Source organism: Streptomyces sp. NPDC052036, assembly GCF_040680495.1.
In the GTDB taxonomy this organism is placed as follows: domain Bacteria; phylum Actinomycetota; class Actinomycetes; order Streptomycetales; family Streptomycetaceae; genus Streptomyces.
In genome coordinates, this window is the sequence record NZ_JBFAWW010000008.1 from 148432 (window position 1) to 172262 (window position 23831).

General features: G+C 65.3%; 28 protein-coding genes and 1 tRNA gene. 21 read left to right on the forward strand and 8 right to left on the reverse strand.

Annotation, left to right across the window (positions count from 1 at the left end):
- Positions 1–401 precede the first annotated feature (401 nt).
- Positions 402–1157: a GntR family transcriptional regulator gene (locus tag AB0L95_RS14540; RefSeq protein ID WP_365161728.1), complete on the reverse strand. Its 756-nt coding sequence runs from the start codon at positions 1155–1157 to the stop codon at positions 402–404.
- Positions 1158–1235: 78 nt separating this feature from the next.
- Between AB0L95_RS14540 and AB0L95_RS14545 the strand changes: the two genes are divergently transcribed.
- The 7 genes from AB0L95_RS14545 (at position 1236) to AB0L95_RS14575 (ending at position 6699) form a co-directional block, all read left to right on the forward strand.
- Positions 1236–1514 (forward strand): hypothetical protein, encoded by a 279-nt coding sequence (locus tag AB0L95_RS14545; protein ID WP_361976428.1) that lies wholly within the window; start codon positions 1236–1238, stop codon positions 1512–1514.
- Positions 1515–2040: 526 nt separating this feature from the next.
- On the forward strand, positions 2041–2265 hold the full coding sequence (locus AB0L95_RS14550) for a hypothetical protein (RefSeq protein WP_097254562.1): 225 nt from the start codon (positions 2041–2043) through the stop codon (positions 2263–2265).
- Positions 2262–3005: a GntR family transcriptional regulator gene (locus AB0L95_RS14555; RefSeq protein ID WP_365161729.1), complete on the forward strand. Its 744-nt coding sequence runs from the start codon at positions 2262–2264 to the stop codon at positions 3003–3005. Before AB0L95_RS14550 ends, AB0L95_RS14555 begins: the two co-directional genes overlap by 4 nt.
- Positions 3002–3304, forward strand: coding sequence for a hypothetical protein (locus tag AB0L95_RS14560; protein WP_116129677.1), 303 nt, complete (start codon positions 3002–3004; stop codon positions 3302–3304). Before AB0L95_RS14555 ends, AB0L95_RS14560 begins: the two co-directional genes overlap by 4 nt.
- A gap of 411 nt (positions 3305–3715) precedes the next feature.
- Positions 3716–4126 carry a DUF4357 domain-containing protein gene (locus AB0L95_RS14565; protein ID WP_365161731.1) on the forward strand — a complete coding sequence of 137 codons (411 nt, stop codon included), beginning with the start codon at positions 3716–3718 and terminating at the stop codon, positions 4124–4126.
- 78 nt (positions 4127–4204) lie between these two features.
- Positions 4205–5854: a DNA methyltransferase gene (locus AB0L95_RS14570; RefSeq protein WP_365161733.1), complete on the forward strand. Its 1650-nt coding sequence runs from the start codon at positions 4205–4207 to the stop codon at positions 5852–5854.
- Between the two features lie 44 nt (positions 5855–5898).
- Positions 5899–6699 carry a DUF4145 domain-containing protein gene (locus AB0L95_RS14575; RefSeq protein WP_365161735.1) on the forward strand — a complete coding sequence of 267 codons (801 nt, stop codon included), beginning with the start codon at positions 5899–5901 and terminating at the stop codon, positions 6697–6699.
- Positions 6700–6951: 252 nt separating this feature from the next.
- Here the strand turns inward: AB0L95_RS14575 and AB0L95_RS14580 are convergent, their stop codons facing one another.
- Positions 6952–7338: a hypothetical protein gene (locus tag AB0L95_RS14580; protein WP_365161737.1), complete on the reverse strand. Its 387-nt coding sequence runs from the start codon at positions 7336–7338 to the stop codon at positions 6952–6954.
- A 235-nt stretch (positions 7339–7573) separates the two neighbouring features.
- Between AB0L95_RS14580 and AB0L95_RS14585 the strand changes: the two genes are divergently transcribed.
- Positions 7574–7900: a hypothetical protein gene (locus AB0L95_RS14585; protein ID WP_365161739.1), complete on the forward strand. Its 327-nt coding sequence runs from the start codon at positions 7574–7576 to the stop codon at positions 7898–7900.
- Between the two features lie 401 nt (positions 7901–8301).
- On the opposite strand, the gene AB0L95_RS14590 is transcribed toward AB0L95_RS14585, so the two are convergent.
- From AB0L95_RS14590 to AB0L95_RS14605, 4 genes are all read right to left on the reverse strand, one after another.
- Positions 8302–8778 carry an SRPBCC family protein gene (locus AB0L95_RS14590; RefSeq protein ID WP_365161740.1) on the reverse strand — a complete coding sequence of 159 codons (477 nt, stop codon included), beginning with the start codon at positions 8776–8778 and terminating at the stop codon, positions 8302–8304.
- A 125-nt stretch (positions 8779–8903) separates the two neighbouring features.
- Positions 8904–9614, reverse strand: coding sequence for a DUF4145 domain-containing protein (locus AB0L95_RS14595; protein WP_365161911.1), 711 nt, complete (start codon positions 9612–9614; stop codon positions 8904–8906).
- A 497-nt stretch (positions 9615–10111) separates the two neighbouring features.
- Complete coding sequence (locus AB0L95_RS14600) at positions 10112–10456, reverse strand: hypothetical protein (protein ID WP_266586192.1); 345 nt, start codon at positions 10454–10456, stop codon at positions 10112–10114.
- Positions 10457–11909: 1453 nt separating this feature from the next.
- Complete coding sequence (locus tag AB0L95_RS14605) at positions 11910–13361, reverse strand: hypothetical protein (protein WP_365161741.1); 1452 nt, start codon at positions 13359–13361, stop codon at positions 11910–11912.
- A 447-nt stretch (positions 13362–13808) separates the two neighbouring features.
- Between AB0L95_RS14605 and AB0L95_RS14610 the strand changes: the two genes are divergently transcribed.
- A complete protein-coding gene (locus AB0L95_RS14610) occupies positions 13809–14978 on the forward strand; it encodes an AAA family ATPase (RefSeq protein WP_365161743.1) in 1170 nt (389 codons plus the stop codon).
- A 343-nt stretch (positions 14979–15321) separates the two neighbouring features.
- Here AB0L95_RS14610 and AB0L95_RS14615 read toward each other — a convergent pair whose 3' ends face one another.
- On the reverse strand, positions 15322–15786 hold the full coding sequence (locus AB0L95_RS14615) for an NUDIX domain-containing protein (RefSeq protein WP_361981548.1): 465 nt from the start codon (positions 15784–15786) through the stop codon (positions 15322–15324).
- An 18-nt stretch (positions 15787–15804) separates the two neighbouring features.
- On the opposite strand from AB0L95_RS14615, the gene AB0L95_RS14620 reads away from it, so the two are divergent.
- From AB0L95_RS14620 to AB0L95_RS14675, 12 genes are all read left to right on the forward strand, one after another.
- Complete coding sequence (locus AB0L95_RS14620) at positions 15805–16584, forward strand: GntR family transcriptional regulator (protein ID WP_361981545.1); 780 nt, start codon at positions 15805–15807, stop codon at positions 16582–16584.
- Between the two features lie 139 nt (positions 16585–16723).
- A complete protein-coding gene (locus AB0L95_RS14625) occupies positions 16724–17080 on the forward strand; it encodes a hypothetical protein (protein ID WP_365161745.1) in 357 nt (118 codons plus the stop codon).
- A gap of 2 nt (positions 17081–17082) precedes the next feature.
- Positions 17083–18438, forward strand: a complete 1356-nt coding sequence (locus AB0L95_RS14630) for an FtsK/SpoIIIE domain-containing protein (RefSeq protein ID WP_361981540.1) — start codon at positions 17083–17085, stop codon at positions 18436–18438.
- Positions 18439–18523: 85 nt separating this feature from the next.
- Positions 18524–18727 (forward strand): hypothetical protein, encoded by a 204-nt coding sequence (locus tag AB0L95_RS14635; protein WP_361981537.1) that lies wholly within the window; start codon positions 18524–18526, stop codon positions 18725–18727.
- A complete protein-coding gene (locus tag AB0L95_RS14640; RefSeq protein ID WP_365161747.1) occupies positions 18727–19401 on the forward strand; it encodes a DUF2637 domain-containing protein in 675 nt (224 codons plus the stop codon). The genes AB0L95_RS14635 and AB0L95_RS14640 overlap by 1 nt, the downstream gene beginning before the upstream one ends.
- Before the next feature lie 21 nt (positions 19402–19422).
- Positions 19423–19617, forward strand: a complete 195-nt coding sequence (locus AB0L95_RS14645) for a hypothetical protein (RefSeq protein WP_365161749.1) — start codon at positions 19423–19425, stop codon at positions 19615–19617.
- 1 nt (position 19618) lies between these two features.
- A complete protein-coding gene (locus AB0L95_RS14650; protein WP_356161029.1) occupies positions 19619–19810 on the forward strand; it encodes a mobile element transfer protein in 192 nt (63 codons plus the stop codon).
- A gap of 13 nt (positions 19811–19823) precedes the next feature.
- On the forward strand, positions 19824–19979 hold the full coding sequence (locus AB0L95_RS14655) for a hypothetical protein (protein WP_107069211.1): 156 nt from the start codon (positions 19824–19826) through the stop codon (positions 19977–19979).
- A 24-nt stretch (positions 19980–20003) separates the two neighbouring features.
- On the forward strand, positions 20004–20321 hold the full coding sequence (locus AB0L95_RS14660) for a SpdD-like protein (RefSeq protein WP_365161751.1): 318 nt from the start codon (positions 20004–20006) through the stop codon (positions 20319–20321).
- A 126-nt stretch (positions 20322–20447) separates the two neighbouring features.
- Complete coding sequence (gene repSA, locus AB0L95_RS14665; protein WP_365161753.1) at positions 20448–21815, forward strand: replication initiator protein RepSA; 1368 nt, start codon at positions 20448–20450, stop codon at positions 21813–21815.
- Positions 21812–22012: a helix-turn-helix domain-containing protein gene (locus AB0L95_RS14670; protein WP_067047728.1), complete on the forward strand. Its 201-nt coding sequence runs from the start codon at positions 21812–21814 to the stop codon at positions 22010–22012. Before repSA ends, AB0L95_RS14670 begins: the two co-directional genes overlap by 4 nt.
- Positions 22012–23412 (forward strand): site-specific integrase, encoded by a 1401-nt coding sequence (locus AB0L95_RS14675; protein WP_365161755.1) that lies wholly within the window; start codon positions 22012–22014, stop codon positions 23410–23412. Before AB0L95_RS14670 ends, AB0L95_RS14675 begins: the two co-directional genes overlap by 1 nt.
- Before the next feature lie 178 nt (positions 23413–23590).
- On the opposite strand, the gene AB0L95_RS14680 is transcribed toward AB0L95_RS14675, so the two are convergent.
- A tRNA-Arg gene (locus AB0L95_RS14680) sits at positions 23591–23666 on the reverse strand.
- Positions 23667–23831 lie beyond the last annotated feature (165 nt).

Consider the following 23831-nt stretch of genomic DNA (forward strand, 5'->3'; position numbering starts at 1 on the left):
CTTAGCGGGTCGCGTATCGCACCCTTACTGACCTGCTTCTCTTCCCGTGCTCGGCGTCTCATAGACCAGCCTTCGACACGCATTCGACTGGCGGCGGCCAAGTATCCGGTAGAGGCCGGATCGAGGAATCAAGATCACAAAAGGCCTCGTATGTGAGGCTGACTTCTCCTCTCGTGGCGCGCACTGTAGCTGTAGCGAGGCTGGGCGTCAGTACCACAGTTGGTACTGCCTTACCGGAGTGTCATGGACCACACTGGGACTCATATCGATCGGCAGGGCCGAACGCGTGGATACGACCACTCGGGCACTGACTCCGGCGCTCGTGCGCGAAATCCTGACGGAGCCACAGGGGTGCGGGAGGTGTGATGGATAGTCACTGGGAGCGCAACGGCCCAGAACCGTCATCGATTGATCGGAATCTCGTAGACGATCTCGCAGTGAGCGGCGGGCACCACGATGTCCGCCGTCTCCACGGGCCGCCCCTGGTCGCTGTAGTACGTCCGCCGGATGTGCGTGACGAGCGCGGCCTTCTGGATGCCCAGGAGTGACGCCTCCTCGGCGGTCGCCTGCCTGGGCTCAGGCTGCTCCACGGCGTGGCTGACGGTGACACCGATCGCGGCCATGCGGTTCACGACCCCCGCCCCGGCGTGCGGCCCTCCCTCCGGGAGAACAACGAGAGTGCCGGCGGTGAGGTCGTACGGCTCCCAGCTCGTCGACAGCTGCACGGGCCTGCCGTCGGCCAGGAACTCGTACGTCGTCCGGACGCACAGGTCGCCCTCGGCGATGCCGAGCCGCGTCGCGATGTCCACCGGGGCCGGCACCTTGGCCTCAGTCCGGCTCTCCCAGTCCCCTTGCCTGCCCACGGCCTTCATGTCCGCCCGGAACGGAGACCCGTCGGGCCGCTCACGCGCGGACGAACGGACCACCCGTACCCGCTGCCGGGGCTCGGCGACGTACGTGCCCGAACCGGCGCGGCCCTCCAGCACACCCTGGGAAATCAGCAGCTCCTGAGCCCGGCGGACCACGTTCTCGCCGACCTCATACTCCTGGCCGATCTGGGCGCGGGACGGCAGACGGTCCCCGGGCTCCCATACGTGCTCCGCGATCCGGCGCCGGAGTTCGTCGGCGATGCGGAGATAGGGCGGCTGCTCAGGCATATGGAAAATCTAGTCCACTAGCTCTAATCTAGTTAACTAACTTCACTGAAAGTGATCGTCGGTGACGGAGGCTGCCCTGTGCCCGCTTCGGGAGTTCGCGCGGCAGGCATCGCTGCCCGGCTGTCCGCCGTCGGGCTCTCTGCACGTCTGGAGGAGCACGCCGAATACACGTCGGTCGAAGCGGAGTTACCGGAATCGCTCTCCGCCGAGTCATGGCGGGAGGTCCTGGAAGTGGTGGCTGAGGCCGATCGGTTCGGGCTCCTCGCCACCAACCTGAACGGCCGCACCCTCTGGGCGGTCGTACACAAAGCGGTCCCCACGACGGGCGATGTCGGGGGACCGAGCCATCAGCGATAGGAGCTGAGCAGCGTGCTCAACCGTATCCGCCGTGCCGCCTCGCTCACCAGAGCGCGGTACTTCCCCAAGGGCAGGCATCGCCGGCCCTCAGCGCCCTCCCGGCCGACAGCCACCCCTGCCTTCTCGGCGGCGTCTGCCGACGCGTCGACGGTCATCCTGAGCCGGGCTTCCGAAACCGCGAACCACCGACACCCGCTCGCGGGGGAGGACAACGCACTCGTCCGCCCGTACGTGCTGGCTTGGGAGGAACGAGTACGGCCGCGCCCGGTGCTCGTCGCTTCCCATCTGCCGGCTGAAGCCTGGTCGGCCTTCGCGGGGGTTCGCTGATGCCTCGTCGCCAACAGCTTCACGTCACCGACGCCTCGGCCGTCCCCTACCGGTCGACCGCCTGTCGCATCGGCACGCACCTTGCCTGTGCGGAGTCCTCCCCTGTCCCCGCACCGATTGACCTACCCGTTGTCTACGAGACGTGCGCCTGCCTCTGTCACTCGGCGTCCGACCGGTCCGCGCTCGTGGAGGTGGAGCGGTGAGCGGCTGGGCACCCGGCGGTGCGCTGGTGTCCACCATCGAGGTCACCGCGACCACCGTGCAGCGTGGCGACGTCATCCAACTCGGCGGCCGGGCCTGCCGGGTGACAGACCTCTTCCAACTCCCTCAAGGCGCCAAGCAACTCCTCTTCGAGTCGGGTGAGCTGCTGACCATACACACGCGATCCCGGCTCACAGCCGTTCGCGTGCTGAGAAGGCGGTGACCCGGTCTGTGTCATCACGCCACCACGACATCGCCGAAGATCTCCGGCACCAGATCACAACCGGCCGCATCAAACCCGGCGAACGCCTACCGTCCGAGGCCTGCCTCGCCGACCGATACAAGGTCAGCACGGTGACACTGCGCAGCGCCCTCGCGGTCCTCCAGGGCGAAGGCCTCGTCGAGAAGATCCACGGCAAAGGTAACTTCGTCCGCCGCCCACTCCGCAAGATCGTGTACGTCGGCGGATGGGGGACGTTGGACCCGTGGACCGCTGCTGAAGCAGCTCTGCGCGTCACCGTGCGCACCACGACGGTCCAGGCAGACGGGCACCTGACGACATTGCTGAAGGTGCCGACGGGCAGCCCCCTCGCCGAATTCTTCTGCATCAGCCACGAGGGAGAGTCACCGCACGGACTGGCCCGCATCTACATCCCGCGCGACCTGGTCCCGGCCGGAGTGCTGAACGGCGAACCCTCCTGGCAGGAGACCGCCATACGGCTTGCCGTTCTGGGCTCGCCGCCGGCAACCGTCCGGGAGACGGTATGTGCCCGCCCACCAACACCGGACGAAGCATCGGCCCTCCGGACCGGCTCCTCCAAGGCAGTCCTCGCGATCACGCGCGTCGCGACCGACACCGCCGGGCGAGTCGTCGAGGCCGCCCTTCTGGCGTTCCCGGGGGATCGCGTCGACGCGGTCTTCACCACCCATCACATGACCGATGAGAGGCAGACGCAAGGATGACGGCACCGAACGAACTGCGCCTCCTCCCGTGGTCGGGGCCGGAGGGCAAACCCTGCTACCTGAACACCGACGACACGGGCGGCTACATGTCCCGCCTGGCGGACAACATCGAAGCGGTGCAACTGGGAACGGCGGCCGACTTGCTGGAGCATGCCTCGGACAACCTCGACGACCAGGACGCCGACCCGGAGGACCTGCGACGTTTGGCGAAGGAACTGACCGGGGCGTTGCGGGACGTGCTCCGCGTCGCGACCAGCCGCGGTCACCTCCTGGGGGCAAGCGACCCGCATCGCTCCTGAGGCGGGCGGCTGCGTTTAGCGCCTCCCGACGGCGACCTTCCGTTCCACCCCGGCGGGGAGAGGTACCCGGATGCGAGCCCGGGCCCCTCTCCCCGTCCCTATGCGTGACGCCCGAACCCCGCAACGGCTCCGGAGGGCCTGTCGGTCCCAGACGTGTGCGCAGGTCACAGGCTCACGGCCAGTGGGTGGGCGATCGCTCGTCCACAGATAGTCCACGACGCACCTCACCGCGGTGCTAGGTCGTGCGGCAGCCCGAGTCGCCCGGTGTCTCTCTGCGTGTGGAAGCCGCCGGCGTGACCTGGCTCCACAACGTGCATACGTCGCCGACCACTTGATGTTCTCCTTAACTGCTGACACTCTAAGGAGAGTCAAGCGAATGTGTGGAGCGGCCGCACAGACCAAGGGGGACCCATGCCCACGTTCAGCATCCACTTCGAACCCGAGATCCTCGCCCACCTGGCCAAGGCTGGGCTGGACGAGACGATTCACGTCACCCTCACGCTTGGGGGCGAAGGCGAGCGTCCAGATGCGGCCCCGGTCCTGCCTAGGGGACCCCTAGCGGAGATCATGAAAGCGGGTCTACTCGATGCTGGGACGGTCTTGACGTTCCATCAGCGCCGTGCAAACCGTCGAGGACGTGCCGTAGTCACTGCTGATGGACAGCTGATCGTCGATGGCCACTCGACAGCGTTCCCATCGCCATCCAAGGCAGCAGGGGCAGTCACCGGCAACTTCATCAACGGTTGGACCTTGTGGCACTTGCCTGACGGTCGGACGCTGGATGAGTTGAGGCGCGCACTGGAGCAGCGCGGCAACGAGTAGCTCAGGGGGCAAGACGGGGTCGAGCAACACTCTTGGCTACACGGTGCGTTGGGGATCTTTTTCTGGCAAGCTCTCCCCATGGCCAGGACTGCCGCATCTCCAAGCAAGCCCAATCAGCTCTACTACGGCGACAACTTGGGCATCATGCGTCGTAACCTGGCAGATGACAGCGTCGACTTGGTCTACCTCGACCCCCCGTTCAACTCCAACAGGTCTTACAACGTCCTGTTCAAGGAGAGGAACGGTGACGACTCACCTGCTCAGATCGAGGCCTTCGGCGACACCTGGGTGTGGAGCTATGAAACGGAAACTCTCTTTCAGGAGTTGCTGGAGAGTGACGCCTCAACGGCCGTAAAAGATGCCCTCGAAGCTATCCGGAAGCTCGTCGGGGAGAACGATGTTCTAGCGTACCTGACAATGATGGTGGCTCGGCTGATCGAGTTGCATAGGGTGCTGAAGGACACAGGGTCTCTATTTTTGCACTGTGACCCGACGGCCAGCCACTACCTCAAGATCCTGCTTGATGCCATCTTCGGGCCAACTAACTTCCGCAACGAGATCATTTGGCGGCGTACACAGGCCAAGTCTCTAATGAGCCGGCGTCTTCCCTCGAACCATGACGTGATCTTGGCTTATGGGAAAACCGAAGATGCTCTCTGGAATGATGACCGCCTGTTCCAGCCGTACAAAGAAGACGAGCTAGACGAGAAGACTCTAGCGAAGTACTCGCAACTTGATTCCGGCGGTCGTCGTTACCAACTCACGAGCCTCATTAATCCTAGCCCGGACCGCCCGAACCTCACTTACGAGTTTTTGGGCGTTACGAGGGTGTGGCGCTGGACCAAGGAGCGTATGCAGGCTGCATACGATGCTGGGTTGGTGGTGCAAACAGCTCCAGGACGTGTGCCGCGCTTGAAGCGTTACCTCGATGAGCAGCGCGGTAAGCCGCTAGGTGATGTTTGGACTGAGATTTCTCCGCTGAACTCGCGGGCGGCGGAAAGGCTTGGCTACCCGACTCAAAAGCCCGTGGAGTTGCTGCGTCGTATCATTGAATTTGCCTCTTCTCCTGGGGATGTAATTCTCGATCCGTTCGCGGGATGCGGAACTACCATCGATGCTGCCCAAAGTCTCGGGCGACGGTGGATCGGGATAGACATCACCACTCTGGCTATCGATTTGATCGACGCACGCCTTCGTCACACCTATGGTGAGTCAATAACTGAGAACTATGACATTCTCGGGATTCCCTTCGATATTGATGGCGCGCAGAAGCTATTTCAGAAGTCGCCATTCGAGTTCGAGCGCTGGTGTGTGATGCTTGTTGACGGCCAACCGAATGAGAAGCAGGTTGGCGATAGAGGCATCGACGGTGTTATTCGCATCCCTGTAGATAAGCGGGGTACCAGTGAGCGTGTCCTGGTGTCGGTGAAAGGAGGAGCCACAGGCCCCAGCCATGTGCGAGATCTGATTGGAACCGTAGAGTCCAACAAGGCTGCGATGGGGGTGTTCATCACCTTGAAGGAGCCCACTCCTGCTATGCGGGAGGCGGCAAATCATTCGGGAATATATGTCTACCCGGTTAACGGGCAGAAGTATCCAAAGGTTCAGCTCGTTAGCGTAGCCGAACTCCTCTCTGGTGTGCGCCCGAACGTGCCTACGAGTCTCCTTCCGTACTATCAGGCGCGACGTCGCCCTAAGGTAGAAGCGGAGCAGATGACCCTTGGTTAGTGGTGCTGCGGACGGCGGTTACTAGTACAAGCCTGGGTGGGGGCGTGGGGATCAGTTTCGACCGAACGAAGTTTGAAAAACTTCACGGCCCTTTCAATGAGTGGCCGAGACTTCTCTGTCCACAATGCGGAGAAATCACGCTGGAGCCAAGGATTGAGAAGTTCGAAAGCTTCGCCAGCCTCGAACTGCGTGAGACGGCCGCATCCGTCGACCCGGATGTGGAGGAGTCGGACCCTTTCGGATTCTTCTATGGCGAGTTGAAGTGTCCCCGCCTCCCGTGTGGAAACAGGCACATTGTCGTAGGTGAGTGGGACCTCGACTGGGGTCCTGCAAGCGTAAAGGGGTCTGAAGACGATCCCTACCTTGTCGGCTATTCGGTCAAGCATATACTTCCCGAACTCCCACTGATAGAACTCCCTGAGGGGACGCCTGAGGATTTGCAGGCTACGATCGCTTCAGCGTCGCGGGTCCTGTTGTCAGATTCGAATGCCGCAGCTAACAGGATTCGGTCGGCAATCGAGTGTCTGCTGACCCATAAGCGGGTGAAAAAGTTTGGCATAAACAAGAAGGGTAAGAGGGTGCGGCTTTCGGCACATGACCGCATCGAACTATTCAAACAAGTGAATGAGCCGGCAGGGGTTCAGCTCATGGCCATGAAGTGGATCGGAAATGCCGGAAGCCATGAAAGTGAATTCATTCCACTCGATCACGCCTTGAATGGGATCGAGCATTTCGCTCGCGCCTTGGAGTTAGTGTACGACCCTCGTGAGCGTGAATTGCAGAGAAGGGCCGCGCAAATCATCAAGGCAAAGGGCAAGGCCCCGAAGAGCCTAGAAGGGAAATGAGAATGGTGCGTAGGGATGTCGTCGAGGGTGCATCCATCACAGGCGTTGACCTTCTGCCCATTTTGCTGTCCGTGTCATAGCGCGTACCTCTGCCAGACCGCCCCCGCCTCCCATCCAGTCCGCCGTCGACCCACACACCGTGGAGCAGGCGTGGTTCATGGCGTCCAGGTGGAGCGCGCCACTGTACGAACGACCAGGAACAGCAGCCGCAGGAACAGACATATCAGGGCGGGAAGGCTGCGACCTGACCCGTCAGCGGTCCTTGCCGAGGGTGGGAAGGCCGCCACGGAACGGGCGGTACGCGGAGCCGTTCGCGCGAGGTGTGATGCCGAGCTTCTTCTTCAGCGTGGCCAGGTGTTCCGCGTCCGCGGCCGCCTGCTTGGCCTCGTCCTCGGCGGCCCGTAGCCGTGCGGCCTCCGCGTCGGAGACGATCCGCTTGGCTTTCCCTGTGTCGATGTTTTCTGTCGCCATGAGGAACCCGAGACCCCACAGCCGGTACCGTTCGGCGGCCTCGCTGTCGCCACGCTCGAGGGCTTCACGCTGTTGCGCTTCGAACCGTCGAGCCATGTCGATGCAGAGAGCATGCCGGCTTCTACCGATCCACGTCTTCCCGGACATGGTGTTGTCGCTGGCTCCCATGGTCCCCCCTCGTCGCCTGTGTGACGGATCGTAGGCGCCTCACGGTGAGAGTGGGAGACTTTCGCGGCGCTGCGTAAAGCAAGCTTGGGTGGGCGGGGTCTCGTTCGGGCTATCAGCGACGGCGGACGCCCTTACGCACCCGCAGATGACGGTAGCGGACTACGGACACACCCTTCGTGCCCCGACGGGAAGGGCGCCCTTCCGTCCCACACTCCACCGCGGGACGCTGGACGCCATGACCGACGACACCGCGGCGTTCCCGTCGCTCTACGAGTACGCGCTCGCACGACGATGCACCCGCTGCGGGGCAGAGCCCGGACTCCCCTGCAACGCTCCGCGGAAACATGATGAGATCGCGGCCCGCAACCGCATCCGGTCGGCTGTCCGACGACCACCGGTCGGGCTGAACCTGCTGCATCTACTGCATCTCGTGAGGATCGATGCTGGCAGTCGGCACCGCGATCGGGACGTTGCAGCCGCGCCATGGCCGGAGGATCGGGAGTCTGAGTGGCGATATGACACGCTGGACCAACTACGTGAGGAGCGTCCGTCCTCCGCCTGACGGCCGTTGCGGCGTCCTTGAACACGCAGAAGCTCCGCATGGGGAGCTGGCCAGCGAGTAGCAGGTGGGATCCGTCACGCCGCCACTGCCACCGGCCAGTGTTCGGCGCCGTACCGACCGCGCTCAGTTCAGCCACAACTGATCACTGGCGGCCGTGACCTGCGGCCGCCTTATCGATCCACGCTCTGACCTGCTGCTGAGCTGTCGGTAGTTGTCGACGTTGGTCACCATTGAGCGCCCTTCCACGGCCCCAGGACGGCCCGGCAGGGCGCTCGTGCGTGAGCACCGCATTAGGAGTTCGATCAGCAACCGCTCCGCTGGCTGCTGTCCTCTGACGCGACCGTCGGGCAGAGATGCTGATGTACGCCGCCGTCCGGCCTCGTTGATGTCAGCCGTGGATGTCAGAAGTCGCCCGGTGAGCGTCGGCCGGCGTCGGTGGCGTCGCCGCCTTCCAGCAGCGCTTTCAATGCTGCCAGGTCCTTGACGTTCGCTCGCCGCACAGCCGCGGCCATCATCGGAGCGCTCACTTTGGCAAAGCCCGATGGCTCGCCGCGGTTGCGCAGCGTCATCCGGGTATGGTCGGCGTCCACTGGCTGCCAGGTGTAGGTCGTTTCCATGGGAAACGGCCCCTGCTCGGTGCGCATCACGAGTCGTTCGGGGGAGTACTCGACGATTTCGTACGTGTAGGTCAGGGTGCGCCCCAGGAACCGGGCGACGAAGTCGAGCTTCGAGCCCACGGCGAGCGGCGGCGAGGTCCGCCAACGAACCGAGACGATGTTGGCGTACCAGTGCGGTGCATTGGTCGGATCCCCGGCATAGGCGGCGACCTCCGCGCAGGGACGGGCGATCACGGTCTCGGTGAGGACGTCGACAGCCATAACCTCAACGCTAGTCCGGCCACTCATTCTCGGGAGCTCGACACACGTGCGGCCCGCTCAGCCAGCACGCCGCGACGGTCGACCCGTGACAACGGTGCCGGGGCCCTCAGCTTGGGAAGCTGCGGTCATCTGGGGCCCGTTCGGGCGCTCACCTCGGCGGATGGCTGTAAAGCCGTCTCATCGGGCCTGAGTGCTTTCACCCTGGTTCCCGCTGTATCTGGTGCGCTTGTGGTGCAGGCGCTCGGCCCATCGCCGGGGAACACCGCTGCGGCCGACGGAGCTTGCTGGCCCCGGATGCTTGCGAGGGGCGGCGGGAGCAACGGGGGCTCACCTGCCCTGCGCCGCCGGAATGCCTCGAACTGCATGGGGAGGGCGTATACGTAGTTCAAGATTGCTTCTGTGAGCAGCAGAGCATCATGTGCATCCTGCCTCTGTACCGGTATGCCGTTGTGGTGCGCTCCGTGGTTACCGAGACCTCGCAGCTCCTGGGCCCACTCAAGCAGGCGACCATCAAGCTTCCCGTCGGCCGCGAGTTGCTTGAGTGCATTTATCAGTGGCTTCGCGGTCGCTCCTTGGTCGAGGCAGAGACCTTCGAGGACCCGTCGGACCATGACAGCCGTCGCAGTGAAGGCCTTGCTGGTGAAGCAACGGCGAGCTTCTTCACACTCGTCGCGCAGCTTGCTCGGAACGCTGAAACTGAGCTGATCACCCGTAGGTGGGTAGACCCGTATGGGGTCAGACCAGCACCCTTCGAGGTCGTCACCCTGGGTCACGACCAGGGCCCTTCCGCACTCAGTGCACTGCGCAAGAGTGACGAGATCGCCGGGTCCCCACATGTCTGTGTCCGGTTCCAGTACGCGCCCAGCGGCAGCGGCGATCACTGGCTTATCGCACTCAGGGCAATGGACGACGACCGGTGCCGTCGGATGAGGCAGCTCAAGAGTCACACACCGAAGCTAGCGGAGGCGCTACTCACCAACCGTGAGTTTGGCGTAACAGGCGCTGACGAATATTCGACAGCCGCCCAGCCGAGAGGACTGAATGGGCGCTCAACGGGTCGCTGAGATCCAGAGCTTGAGGACGACGGCTCACGTCGGTCAGTTCGATCACGCAACGTCTTCGGGGTCGGCCCACCCGCTGTGTGCCCCCGACGACCTTGGACAAATGCCAGATCTCCGGGTGCTGGCATAACACGTCCAGTGTGGCAGATCATCGCCGGGACCCCAGGCCACAGCGGGGTGGGGGTGGTCACCCGTGGGTGCCGACTGTCAGCGTTGGTCGGCCTCGGACGGCCCAGGGACGGCCCAGCGGTCGCTGTATGCGCCGGACAGGCTCACAGATCGATACGCTCTCTCACCACATCATCGGCAGGCTCTCCGTAGCGCAGCACGACGTACGCCGGCCGAAACGGGAGCGCGCGCAGGCCTGGCTCCATGACCCGGTACAGGGCTTCCGCATCAGGTCCGTAGGCGAAGATCACTACCTCGCCGCCACCGAACTCGTTGCCGTCGACTTCACCGACATCTGCGGCTTCGACCGCGGCCGTCATCGACCGCTCGGCTTCAAAGACCAGCGCCCACTGATCGGACTCGCCGAGGTCGCCGCCGCCCAGGTGGAACCGAGCGATCACAGCGTGCTCCGGAGGTATCTCCGGCAAATCAAAGAGTGCGTCCTGCATGGCAGCACACTCCCACCCGGCTCTGACAGTCATCCCCTGCCAGGATCCGAGCATGCGGCTCTCGATCGACATCCGCCTTGTAAGGGCGGGGATGAGGAAGGACCCTGGTGTGCAGGTCACCCCAGCTCTGAAGAGCTCGCAGGTCACCGGCACATCTAAGCTGATGCGAGCCGCTGTTGACCGTGGTTGACCGCTCTATCTGGCACGGCTGTGGCACGCGCCGTGAGACCAGGCGCTTCGAAGATGCGGGCATACTCGGACGGCCCGGCGGCACCCTGTCGCTACCGTGCCGCCCAGCGCCGCTGACGTCCGTCGTCGTTGCCATCAACGCTGCCTTCACTGCCGTCAGTAGTTTGGGCGAAGACGACCGGCCAGCCGTGGCGCTCGCACTGCTACCTCCTGCAGTGCTGGCAGGCTGTGAGCCCCTGTTCCTTTGCCTCGTCCTCCGATATCGAATCCTGCCCCATGTAGGTGTCCTGCTTCCCGTTCAGCGACGGACAGCCAGCGTCAGTGTGGTATTTGGTCCGGTGGTCTCCGATGCGTACGTGAACAGTGCTCATGAGGTCTCCCGAGCTGGTCGCCTGACGATGTGTAAGCCGGAGATGGTGAGAAACACCCCATCTTGCCGTACCGCCAGGCGTAGGCGGAAACCCGTTAGGTCGAGGGGGTGTGACCTGGGCTTTTGCCGGTCACGGCTGGGGAACGTCTGTCACTGCCGGTCGCCGCTGGTCGGCCCCGGGCGGCCTCGCACGGCCCAGAGACGGCCCGGCAGATCGACGGGTCCAGTGGGCCAAAAGCCTGCGCGACGGCGTCCGACTCTGCTGGGATCCTTCCCGTGACTGACTCACTACTTTCCGCGATCATGACAGCGATCACGGCTTTCGCTGGATCCTCGCTGGCGCTCTGGGGCATCCGTCACCAGGTGGCGGCCCAACTAGAAGTAGCCGGAAACGACAGGGTCGAGCGCCGAGCTGCTGAGAGTCGGGCTGCGCAAAAAGCCGCTTGCGCTCAGTTCATCGACACCGCTATCCGCTGTGCCGCTCTGGTGCAAGAGATCAGACAACCCGGCATCGCGGACAACGAGTACCAAGATCGCGTAGCTTCGGCACGAAGCGCACTATCCGACCTGGTTCGCGCGCAAGCCGTCCTCAGCGTCGAGGGGCCCGGCAGCGTGGCCGCTGCTGCGACTCAAGCGCGCTGGAGCGTCGATCAGGAGTTCTCGGCGGCCCGCGCTGAACGCACCGGCTCCATTTCCACCGAATCCGTCAATGCCAGGGGCGACTCCAGGCGCCAAGCTGTGGGCCGCGTAGGCCAAGCCGCGAGGCGAGCCTTTGGGAGCGACGACGGACCTCCCCTGGCTGCTCCTTGCGTAGGCGGCATGGCCTAAAGGCGACCAGTTCGGCGAGGTCTGAGCGAGTGCCATGCGCGCCCATAGGCCTGGCCGTTTACACGGTTACACAACGCGGATCCTCAGCCCGGTTCCGTCGCTGCCGACTGAGACGGCCTGGCGCTGGGCACTGATCGCAGTTGCTCCAGCCGGAACTGATGACCACGAACCGCGGAGTCGGTGAGCTCTCCTGAGGTAGGCACTGACCCTCCCTTCACGGAGATTTTCATACATCCCCTTTTCGACCCCTCTGAAGATTTCGAGAGATGCACCGTTGGGGAGTGGCATGGAATACTCGACACCGACGAACGGGTGTGAATCAATGTCGAACTCGGAACTGACTGTAAAGGTCTGCCAATCCGGGGCTTGATCATCTATGGGTAAGCGCTGATACGCCGCGGTGCTTGGCGTGGAGAATCTCGATGCCGCAGTGTTGTCGCCCGCAAAACGTAGAACAGAGTGAGCGGCGCTCCTTGCGAGGACGCGGAATAACCACTTCTTTCCGTCCTCAGGAACCTGGAAGACGACAGGGAGCTCGCTTAGGCTCGCCTCGTACTCTGCGTGCGCGGCCTGCAAGTCTGCTTCGCTAGGCTGGAAATCTTCAGCTCCGAGAAGCCCTCTCTGCCGCGCATAAAACTGTTCGAAGGTGGGCTTGCCCGACGTCCATTGCTGGGGACCGGGATCCTCGGATATTAACGCATCGAACTCTTCAGATCCGCCACCCCACAGGTCGTCGTCTCCAGGGGGATCGAGCACATCTATAGAAACGCCTGCCGTGGACAGGCGGGAGGCAATGATGAGGCTTGGCAAGGTACGAGACCCTACTTCGATGGAACCCACTTGAAGGGAAGCAGTGGCCAGCTGGCGTTTTGAATGGTACGCGTTTCCGTGGGTTCCCTTGCATTCCAAGACGTACACTTTGCACCCTGAATTACCGCCTCCGGCACGACGGCCGACCAAAAAGTAATCGGGGCGCATTGCCGCCTTATTTTTCTGCCGGACCAGGCCTACTCCTTCGATGAAGCCAGCTTCCAGCGCCACATCCACATCAACGCTCGAAAAGAGCCAACCGGGATACTTTCGCTCAAGGATCCGTTTAGCCACCACGAGAGCTAAGCCAATACCGAGTTGCTCTGACTGTGCCACTTTGTGGTGATGCACTATATCAGAGCCCGCCTGAGTCAGAGCCAGGACTTGTTTTCTGTTACTCCTAAGAGTAGCGCAGTAACGTACATGCGCCCAATGGCGGGCGATATCAGCAAAGGGCGAAGCCGTAATGAAAGTGGTAGCCAACCCTAACTCGCGCAGCACCTCCGCAGGACTGGACTGGATTCCGCTAAATAGCTTGGAGGGAATCGAATAAACAGGCTTGCGGTATAGGTAGGAAGCACCGCGCTTTGGCCCGACGCGCTCTCGAGCCTCCTTTTCGACCTCTTCTGCTAGTTCTGGCGTCGAACTGACAACGAGCTTGGAAGGTGTCCCCAGCTCCCGCACTAAGGCGCTGAAGTCAAGATGCACGTTTCCCCCCAACACAGCTGCTTGAGCAGGTCGACCGTAGATGCGGACGCGAGCAGGCACAAGACCGCATGTCGTGATCGCGGGCGACATGCTGGAGGTGGGTTCCCACGTTGGGGGGACGTCGGCCGCTTCCAGCAGGCCCGGGTCGCCGAGATGCAGCGAAGTGAGCGCGAGCGGGGGCCGGCCGTCTCGAGGATGGGCGGCAAGATCCTGCACAGCTACAACTGATCAGCCGCGGCCGTGGCCTGCGGGCCTAACCGATCGGCGCTCTGACCTGCTGCTGAGCTGTCGGCAGTTGTCGAGGCTGGTCAACATTGAGCGCCCTTCCACGGCCCGAGGATGTCCCGGGAGGGCGCTCGCACCTTCCTCAACTGGCCTGCTGGGTGTGGGAGTTCGACACCATTCGTGATCTAATTAGCCTCAGTTAGCGACAGTGGGGGTAACTTAATGAACGATACAGCCAAGATCCGGCGCTCCGTGAAGTTGGGACAGGTGTTCACTCCGAGTGCTCCCGTTGCAAGCCGGGACTTCTTTGCGGGGCGCGTTGATCAGATCATGGATGTTTCGAACGCGATCTTGCAGCCAGGAAAGCATGTCATGCTTTACGGCGAACGTGGCGTCGGAAAGACCTCGCTTGCAAATATCCTCTGGGATTTGCTGTCCCCACTCTCGGGGGTCAAGGGTAGCTCCGTGAGGGTCAACTGCTCGACTCAGGACAACTTCCGAAGCATTTGGACGAAGGTGCTGCGACAGGCGAACTGTGAGGTGCCGGAGGCTTGGGCTTACGCTACGCCAGATCCTGATGAGATCCGGCATCTCTTGGGGCAAATCCCAGGGGATAACATCGTGATTCTCGACGAGTACGACCGGATAGAGGATGATGACTCCCTTTCTCTAATGGCGGACCTCATTAAGGCGCTGTCCGATCATCTTGTCAGGACCAAGCTTGTAATTGTGGGAGTCGCCGACTCTATTGATCACCTATTCGGTGAGCATGAATCGATCCAGCGAGCCATCGAGGAAGTACAGATGCCTCGGATGTCGCAGGATGAACTAATCAGCATCATCGATAACGGTCTGACGGCAGTAGAAATGACAATCTCGCCCGAGGCGCGACAGCGGATCGGGCGACTCGCTGAGGGGTTCCCGCACTACGTGCACCTATTGTCGCTCAGTGCAGCAAAGAGGGCAGTTGCGGATGACCGCGATAACGTGACGGTTGAAGATGTCGCCGAAGCTGTTAACAGAGCGGTCGAGAAACACTCACTCCTAAAAGAATATCAGGCTGCAATTCAGAGCCCGCGCCCAGGAACGCTATTCTCTAGAGTTCTGGCTGCCTGTGCACTGGCGGAGAAGAATCGGCTCGGGCAATTTACGGCTGGCGCGGTCCGCGAACCTTTGAGTCGCATAATGGTTAAGCCCTACGAGATCCCAGCCTTCGCGCCTCACCTCAAGGCGTTCACGGGTGACGAACGCGGTTCAGTCCTCAAGCGCGAAGGGCCTGAACGTCGGTATACATATCGATTCCGCAACCCGCTAATGCAGCCCTTTGCGATTCTGACGTCTCTCGCGGAAGGAGAGATCCCCGAAGAGTATTCAGCTGAGATTCTCAGCTAGGGACATGCGCCTCCTTATGGTAGGGCGGCGGAGCGGCTTTGGGCTGGAGCTGCTTTGGCGCGAGTGATCATGGCCCCGTAAGCTTTCCGCGCGTCGGGCAGTCTGTGGACCTGCCCGGTAAAGCACGACGTTGGGGCCATGATCTTCGAGGCTCGCGCCAAAGTGGCTGCCTAAAGCCGTGGAGCCGACCGCCTCAGCCACAGAGGGTGTCTCGCCACTCATGCCCGCAGCCGCGAGCGCGCCGCCGGGCGCGGCCAGCCGGGGCGGAGACAGGAGGCAGGCCGCGCCGCAGAGGCGGCGCGCGCCCGCGCCGTGCGCGGGCCTTGATGAAGGAGAGAAGGTTTTATCCCGCTGGGATGAGGCGCTTGCCGTCGTGGCTGCGTACGTGGGGGCCGTTGTCGTCCAAGGCGTCGAGGAGTCGGACTGCGAAAACCTCGGCCATGCGCTCGCTGACCTCGTCGGGTGTGAGCCAGGAGACGGCCGTCGACTCGCTTGAGGTGCGTTCGATGCCGCCGGAGGGCTTGCAGCGGAAGACCAGGGCCACGATGCCGCGGGTGAGGTTCTTGTAGACACCGGTCAGTTCGTCCACCTCGACGTGGATGCCGGTCTCCTCCAGGACCTCGCGGGCGACGCCGGCCTCTGGGGTCTCGTTCAGTTCGAGGATGCCTCCGGGAAGCTCCCAGGTGCCGTTGTCGGCTCGGCGGATCGCCAGGAGGCGGCCGTCATCGCGCACCACCACTCCGGCCACGGATACGGAGTGCAGGGGAGACGGCGTCGCTTCCTGTGCTTGACTCATGTAGAGGAGCATAGGAGGCAGAGAAGGACTATGGGAACTGCGGCTGGAGGGGTCGGGTCCGGACCTCGGTACGTGCAGATCGCGGACGAGATCGTGCAGCAGATCCGGGCGGGGGTTCTCAAGCCTGGCGACATGGTGCCGAGTGAGTCTGAGCTGGTGGAGCGCTACGGCGTGTCCGGCGGGACGATCCGTAAGGCCATGGTTGAGGTGCGAGCGAGTGGGCTGGTCGAGACCCGGCACGGCAAGGGCTCGATCGTGAAGAACCGGCCTCCTGTGCGGCACCGCTCCTCCGATCGCTTCCGGCGCTCGCTCCGGCAGGGCGGACAGGCGGCCTACCTTGCGGAGTCCGCCCAGTCCGGCGCCACCGCCAAAGTCAGCGTTCTCTACATCGGGCCCATGGAGGCGCCCGAGGATGCGGCCCAGCGACTGGGCGTCCCCGTCGGTACTCAGGTGCTGGCCCGCCGGCGCCTCTACTTCCGTAACGGCACCCCGGTCGAGACCGCGACGTCGTACCTGCCCTGGGACGTCGTGAAGGACATCCCGGAGTTGTTCGCCGAGAACCCCGGCGGCGGTGGCATCTACGCGCGACTCGAAGACCACGGGCATGAGTTCGCGGAGTTCGTCGAGACGCTGCAAGCGCGGCCAGCCTCCAAGGCGGAAGCCTCGGAGCTGGCGCTGAGTCCGGGTGCGCCCGTGGTTCATCTGATCCGTGAGGCCCGTACGACGGCGGGCCTCGTGGTCGAGGTGTGCGACACCCTCATGGCCGCTGACCAGTTCGTTTTCGAGTACCGGATCCCTGCCGTCGACTGACGCACACTCAACTCTCCGCAACCCGTCGCGAGTTCCTCTTCGTGGCGGGGTTGACTCATGTACAGGAGTGAGGCACTCTTCTTCACGTCACTCATGTACATGAGTGACAGAGTTCAGCATCTATAGAGGAGTGATCTCTGTGCGTCAGATTCCCGTCGACACCGCCGGCGCCGTCGTGATGGTCGCCAAGGCCCCGCAGGTCAAGGTCCGTGACCGCCGCACCGGCGAGATCGCCACCGACGCCGAGACCGGGGCCAAGCTGATGACGGTTGACGTGATGTTCGCGGCGAACGAGGAGGTGGAGATCCTCTCCATCACCGTCCCGGAGCCCGGCATCACTGGCGAGCTGGCCATGGGCACGCCGGTCGCGCTCACCGGGCTGATCGCCCGGCCCTGGGAGAACGACTTCAACGGCCAGAAGCGGCACGGCATCGCGTTCCGCGCGGTCGCGGTCACCTCGCTCGCCGACGCGGCCGCAAGGCCCAAGGCGGCCTGATCATGACCGGCTTCACGGTCGCCCTGGTGCTGGTCGTCGCCGCCGCGGGTCTCCTGCGGTGGCGGCGCCCCGCCTGGTACTGGTTGACGTTCGGGGTCACGCTGGCCGTGGTGCGGGTCCTGGTCCGGTACGGCTCCGTCATGGACGCGTGCGGGTTAACCGTTCCGCCCGCGCGGTGGCGCCTCGCCCTCGCCCGTGCCACCAACCGGCCCATACCGGGGCCACGTGCCCCGCGCATCCTGCGGCTGCGGCCCACTCGTACCGGCCTGGTCCTGCGGCTCAAGCTCCGGCCCGGGCAGGACGCCTTCGACGTCGCCGCCGCCTCGGACCGGCTCCGACACTCGTTCGCGATGTACGGCGTGACCTCGCGGGAACTGCGCTCCGGCGTCGTAGAGGTGCGGATGACCGGCTACGACGTGCTCAAGCGGGTGCAGATGCCGGCCAAGACCGAGACCCAGACTATGCGGGTACCGGTCGCCCTGCGACAGGACGGCTCGGTGCACTACCGCGACTACCGGGCGATACCCCACGCCCTCACCCTCGGGGCCACGGAGTCCGGCAAGTCCGTCTACCAACGCAACCTGGTCGCCGGGCTCGCCCCGATGGACGTTGCCCTCGTCGGCATCGACTGCAAACAGGGGGTTGAACTGTTCCCGCTGGCCCGCCGGTTCTCCGCGCTGGCCGACGATCCCGACACCGCCGCCGACGTGCTCGACGCACTCGTGGTCCGGATGGAGCGCACCTATCAGGTCATCCGGGCTCAGCAGCGGATCGCCGCTGACGTGCCGGACGCCGAGATCGCTGCCGACATCTGGGATCTGCCCGATCACCTGCGTCCGGTCCCGGTCGTGGTCCTGGTCGACGAGGTCGCCGAACTCGCCCTCTACGCCAACAAGGAGGAGGAGAAGCGCCGGGACCGCATCATCACCGCCCTGGTCCGCCTCGCCCAGCTCGGCCGCGCGGCCGGCATCTACCTCGAAATCTGCGGACAGCGCTTCGGCTCCGAACTCGGCAAGGGCATCACCATGCTCCGCGCCCAGCTCACCGGCCGTACCGCCCACCGCGTCAACGACGAGACATCCGCCAACATGGCCTTCGGCGACATCGCCCCGGACGCCGTACTCGCTGCCATCCAGATCCCGGCCGAAATGCGGGGGCTCGCCATCGCGGGCGACTCCTCCGGAGGATGGCACCGCATCCGTGCCCCGCACACCTCGCTCCGCCAGGCCGTGAACATATGCAACCGGCACGCCGACCGGACCCCGGACCTGCCTGAGCTGGCACCGTTCCGGCCCGCCCTCTCCGCCTCCGCTGCCGCTCCCGTGTCGCTGGCCAAGGCTTCCTCAGCCGCCGTCTGATCTCTCTCTGATCCCCACCGGTCGGCGCGACCGCCACCGCGCCAAGTCCCTACCCCCGCCATGCCCAAAGAAGGGAGACCCCGCCGTGTGCCCGAACTGCGAGGACTTCGCCCGGACCGTGCTCCTGCTCGGCCAACTCGCCCTGTACGCCGACATGGCCGGCGCCGACCTCGACTTCGTGGAAGCCGTCAGCGCGTCCCTCGCCGTCTCGCTGCCCGAGCCCCCGCCCGGCGCGTTCCCGCCCGGCTACGACCCCGACGGCGGCCCCGCCTACCCCGGTGACTCCTGATGGCTGCCCGTCACGGCCTCCGCGTCGACGCGGTCCTGGTTCAGGCCGTCATCGCAGGTGCCCTGTCCTTCGCCCACCTGCACGACCTGGCCTCCGCTGCCGGTCAGAACGGGTGGAAGGCCTGGGCCTACCCGGTCAGTGTCGACCTGCTCCTGGTCGCCGCCTGGCGGCGCCTGCGCAGTGAGGGCCCGTCCCGGCTGGCCTGGTGCTGGTTCCTCGTCGCGCTCGTCGCCTCGCTCGGCGCCAACGTCGCCACGGCCGGGTTCCTCGACCTGGCCGACCCGCCCGCCCTGCTCCGCCTCGGCATCGCCGGATGGCCCGCGCTCGCCTTCCTCGGCGGCACCCTCCTCGCGCACTCGTCGGCTGCGGAGTTGGGGCCGGTGACGCCCGCATCCGTCGCGGACGTGGAGGAGGTCGTGTCTCCGGTCGAGCAGCCGGTCCCGGACGCCGAACGCGCATCGGCACCTGAGCCGGTGCCCGAGCCTGACGCGGCCCCCGCTTCTGCGGCCCCGGCTCCCGCTCCTCCGGTCCCCGCCGTCCTCGTTGACCACGCCCGCAAGGTCGCCGACGAGTACCGCGCCCGCACCGGTGCCCCGATCGACACGGACACCCTGCGCTCCCGCCTCGGCGTACCGCCCCACCTCGCCGACGCCATCGCCGCCCACCTCACCTGACCAGCAAGAGGAGGAAGACCGATGACCCGTGACCCGGCCGATCTGACCGCCTCCGACTATCTCGACGGTGCACGCGAGATGACCGCCGCCAACCGGCCCTTCCTCGCCCACCTGCTCGCCGAGGAAGCCGCCCGCCTCACCGCCGACCCGGCCACTGCCGCCGGCATCCGCGCCAGCTTCCCCGCCCCGACCACGGCCCGAGAGGAGACCGACTGACATGCCCGCCCGCGACCACTTCCACTCCGTGATGCGCATCGGCCCGGTGCAGATCGGCACACACCGCGACCGCCACGGCCAGACCAAGCACGCCGCCGTGTGCACCTCCGACGACTGCGGCTGGTCCGCCGACTACTCCAGCCAGTCCGCGGCCCAGCTCGCCGCCCGCACCCACCGCTGCCGCGTCCGCTAGGAGACCCACCGCCATGCAGGTCCCGCTCTGGTTCGCCCTGCTCGTCGTCGGCTACCTCGGCGTCAAGCTCATCCGCCCGCCGGCCTGGCTCATCGCCGTACTCCTGCTCGGCGGCTTCCTCCTCGCCGACAGCGTCCTCGCCCCGGCCATCAACGCCCTCGTCAAGTAGCCCGCCCGCGAGAGGAGATCACCAATGTTCCGCCCGAAGATCCCCACCATGCCGATGCCGACGGGCCTCACCACCCCGCTCGCCGTCGTCGAGCCGACCACCGTCACCCGGCACGCAGAGACTCCGCTGGCCGTCCCGCCGACTCCGACGCCATCCCGGCCCACGGTCCAGCTCACCCCCGGCACCGCCCTCGCCCTCGTCGGCGGCGGCACGGCCGTCGTCCTGGTCCTCGGCGCCGTCCTGGTCTCCCTGCTCCTGGCGGTCGCCATCACCGGCGCCTCGGTCGCCGTCTGCGCGGTCGTCCTGCGCTCCCTGCTCGCCTCCGACACCAAGCGTCGCTGACCGGCACCCGGGCGGCCTCGATACCGCCAAGCATCCGCCGCCCGGGCGCCGTCCCTGTCCGACTCGCAACCGGAAGGAACACCAAGCATGGCCCACCGCGCCTCACCCGCGACACCGAGTGCGCCCATGCCCGACACATTGCTCGACCCGATCACCCTCGGGGACGTGCTCCGGGTGGCTTCGGCCTCCGACTACACCCGCTGGGAGGACCAGATCCGCCGCACCGGCGGCTGCTCCGACCCGATCCACCTCACTGGCTGGGTCCTCCACAAGGACAAGACCAGCGGCGAGACCCTGCACCACTACTCAACCGAAAAGGAGCCGGGCGGACGCCTCCGCCTCGCCTGCGGCAACCGCCGGGCCTCCCGCTGCCCGTCCTGCGCCTGGACCTACGCGGGCGATACGTACCACCTGATCCGCGCGGGCCTGGCCGGAGACGACCGCCGCGACGTCCCCGCCACGGTCCGCGATCACCCGCGCGTCTTCGCCACCCTCACGGCGCCCTCGTTCGGTCCGGTCCACAACCGCCCCGACCACGGCTCCTGCCGCTGCGGCACCCCGCACGCGCCCGACGCCCCGGAGCTGGGGACCGCCCTCGACCCGGACACCTACGACTACGCGGGCGCCGTGCTGTTCAACAACCACGCCGGACAGCTCTGGCAGCGCTTCACCACCCGACTCCGCCGCGAACTCGCTGCCCGCGCCGGCCTGCCTCGAAGGGAACTCACCGAACACCTTCGCGTCTCGTACGGCAAGGTCGCCGAGTTCCAGAAGCGCGGAGCCCTGCACTTCCACGCCGTCGTACGCCTCGACGGCCCGGAAGGGCCCGGAACGCCGCCGCCCGCCTGGGCCACGGTCGACCTCCTCACGGACGCACTCCACGCAGCCGCAGCGCACTCGTACACGTCCGTCTCGGTCCCGGCTGCCGGTGACGAGCCCGCCCGTACCTTCCGCTGGGGCCAACAGCTCGACGTCCGCCCGGTCAAGGCCTTCGGTGACGGCTCCGACATCACCGAACAGGCCGTCGCCTCGTACGTAGCCAAGTACGCGACCAAGGCCGCCGAGAACACCGGCACCCTGGACCGTCGCCTCGGCGAACTCGCCGAACTCGACCACCACCAGGTCCCCGAGCACACCCGCCGCCTCATCACCGCGTGCCGCGACCTGGACAGCCTCTACCCGGACCGGCGCCTCTGGGCCTGGGCGCACATGCTCGGCTTCCGCGGGCACTTCTCGTCCAAGTCGCGGACCTACTCGACCACTCTCGGCGCCCTCCGCAAGGAACGCGCCGACTACCGCGCCGCCCAAGAGGCATCCGTCCTCGGCCTCGACCACCGTGAGCCGGACACCGTCCTCGTCCTGGCCGACTGGCAGTACGCCGGCCACGGCCACACGCCGGGTGAGGCCGCCCTCGCCGCGACCATCGCCCGCGACCTCCAGACCAACCGCGAGACCGCCCGCGACGCCCTCCTGAGTGAAGGGAGCACGGAATGACCACGGCCGTCCGGTCACGACGCACCATGCTCACCCTCGCGGAGGTCTGCGAGGAACTGGCCATCTCCCGCTCGACCTTCTACGACTGGCGGGCCAAGCGCCGTGCGCCGCGCTGCATCAAGCTCCCGAACGGCGACCTCCGGATCCGGCGGAGTGACCTCGATCACTGGCTCGACGACTGCGAGGACGCCGCCTGATGGAGACGACGTACGACGTGAAGATCTACAAGATCCTCACCTACAAGGGCGCCCGGAAGACCACGTACACCGTGCGTTGGACTGTGGCGGACAAGCGCTGGCGTGAGCCCTTCAACACCGTTGCGCTCGCCGAAGGCTTCCGCTCCGAACTCATCCGGGCCACGGGCAAGGGCGAGGCCTTCGTTGTCGCTACAGGCCTCCCGGTGTCCCATCGTTCCAAGTCGGCTGCCATGAGCTGGTACAAGTTCGCCGTCGAGTATGTGGATGCCCGCTGGTCACAGCTCGGCGGCAACAGCCGCAAGAACATCGCCAAGACCCTGACCGCGACCACCATCGCGCTGCTGCGGGCCAAGCCCACCCAGTTCGCACCTGCGGCCGTACGCACCGCACTGCGTGAGTGGGCGTTCAACACGAATCGCCGACCGGACGCGCCCCGAGACGTGGTGGCCATCCTCAAGTGGGTCGAGCGGAACTCCCTTCCCGTCTCCGTCTGGGAGGACCCCGAGAAGGTCGACCAGGTCCTGCAGGCCATCGACACGCGCCTCGACGGCAAGCAAGCGGCGGCCTGGTCCCGGAAGCGCAACCGCCGGATCCTCAACGTCGCCATGAAGTATGCGATCCGGCGGCGCATCCTGCGGACCAACCCCCTGCCCAAGGGCAAGGAGTCGACGGCCGCCACGAAGACCACGAACGCCGTGGACAAGCGGTCCTTGCTGAACCCCGAGCAGGCCGCGGCGATTCTCGACTGGATCCGGCGCCGGCCGCGCGGCGGCAAGCGGCTCCACGCCTTCTTCGCCACGCTGTACTACTGCGGCCCCCGGCCCGAGGAAGCCGTAGCCATGCGCGTCGAGGACGTGACCCTGCCCGACCCCGACGCCGACGACCAGTGGTGCGAGCTGCTGATCCACACAGCGACGCCGGAGATCGGGAAGCAGTGGACCGACACGGGAGAGATCCACGAGCAACGCGACCTGAAAGGCCGTGCGGAGGGTGAAACGCGCACCGTGCCGGGGCATCCGACCCTGACGCGTATCCTGCGGCAGCACATCGAGGACGAACAGCTCCAGCCGGGTGATCTGCTCTTCCAGGGTGAGTCCGGCGGCATCCTCGCCGGCTCCGTCATCCGCCGGGCCTGGCGCAGCGCACGTAAGGCCGTACTGCCCCCGCACGTCTTCGAGTCGCCCACCGGGCGGCGGGTGTACGACAACCGGAACACGCGCCTGACCAAGTGGCTCAACGACGGCATCCCACCCGCCCAGGTGGCCGAATGGGCCGGGAACAGCGTCGCCGTGCTCCTGGCGACCTACGCCCGGTGCATCGACGGGCAGCTGCCAGACCTCAAACGGCGGCTTGAAGCTGCGGGAGACCTCCCTGAGGCGGAGGTGCCAGGTGTTGGCTGATCTTCCTGGGGTCGAGAACTTCGACACGTATTCGACACGGCCACCCGCAAAAACCCGGTGACAGCCGGACAGCCCCGGAGTCTTCCCTTGATCACCAAGGGCGGGCCCGGGGCTTCGTCAAAGCCCCTCGCACCCGCCCTGACCAGCAAAAAGCCCTCCCAAGCGGGAGGGCGAAGCCTGGCGCCCCCGGCAGGACTCGAACCTGCGGCCAAGCGCTTAGAAGGCGCCTGCTCTATCCACTGAGCTACGGGGGCCGGTGTGGTGGCCTGTCGTGGTGCCCGGGTGCGGGCTGATCCGTGACCATGCCGGGGACAAGGATAGAGCTCCCGGGCCCTTGCCCCTGATGCTTCCCCTCCGTGGCTCGATGTGGAGGTTCAGTGAAGCGGTCCCGATAATCGCAGGCAGGTGCGAATCGTGCA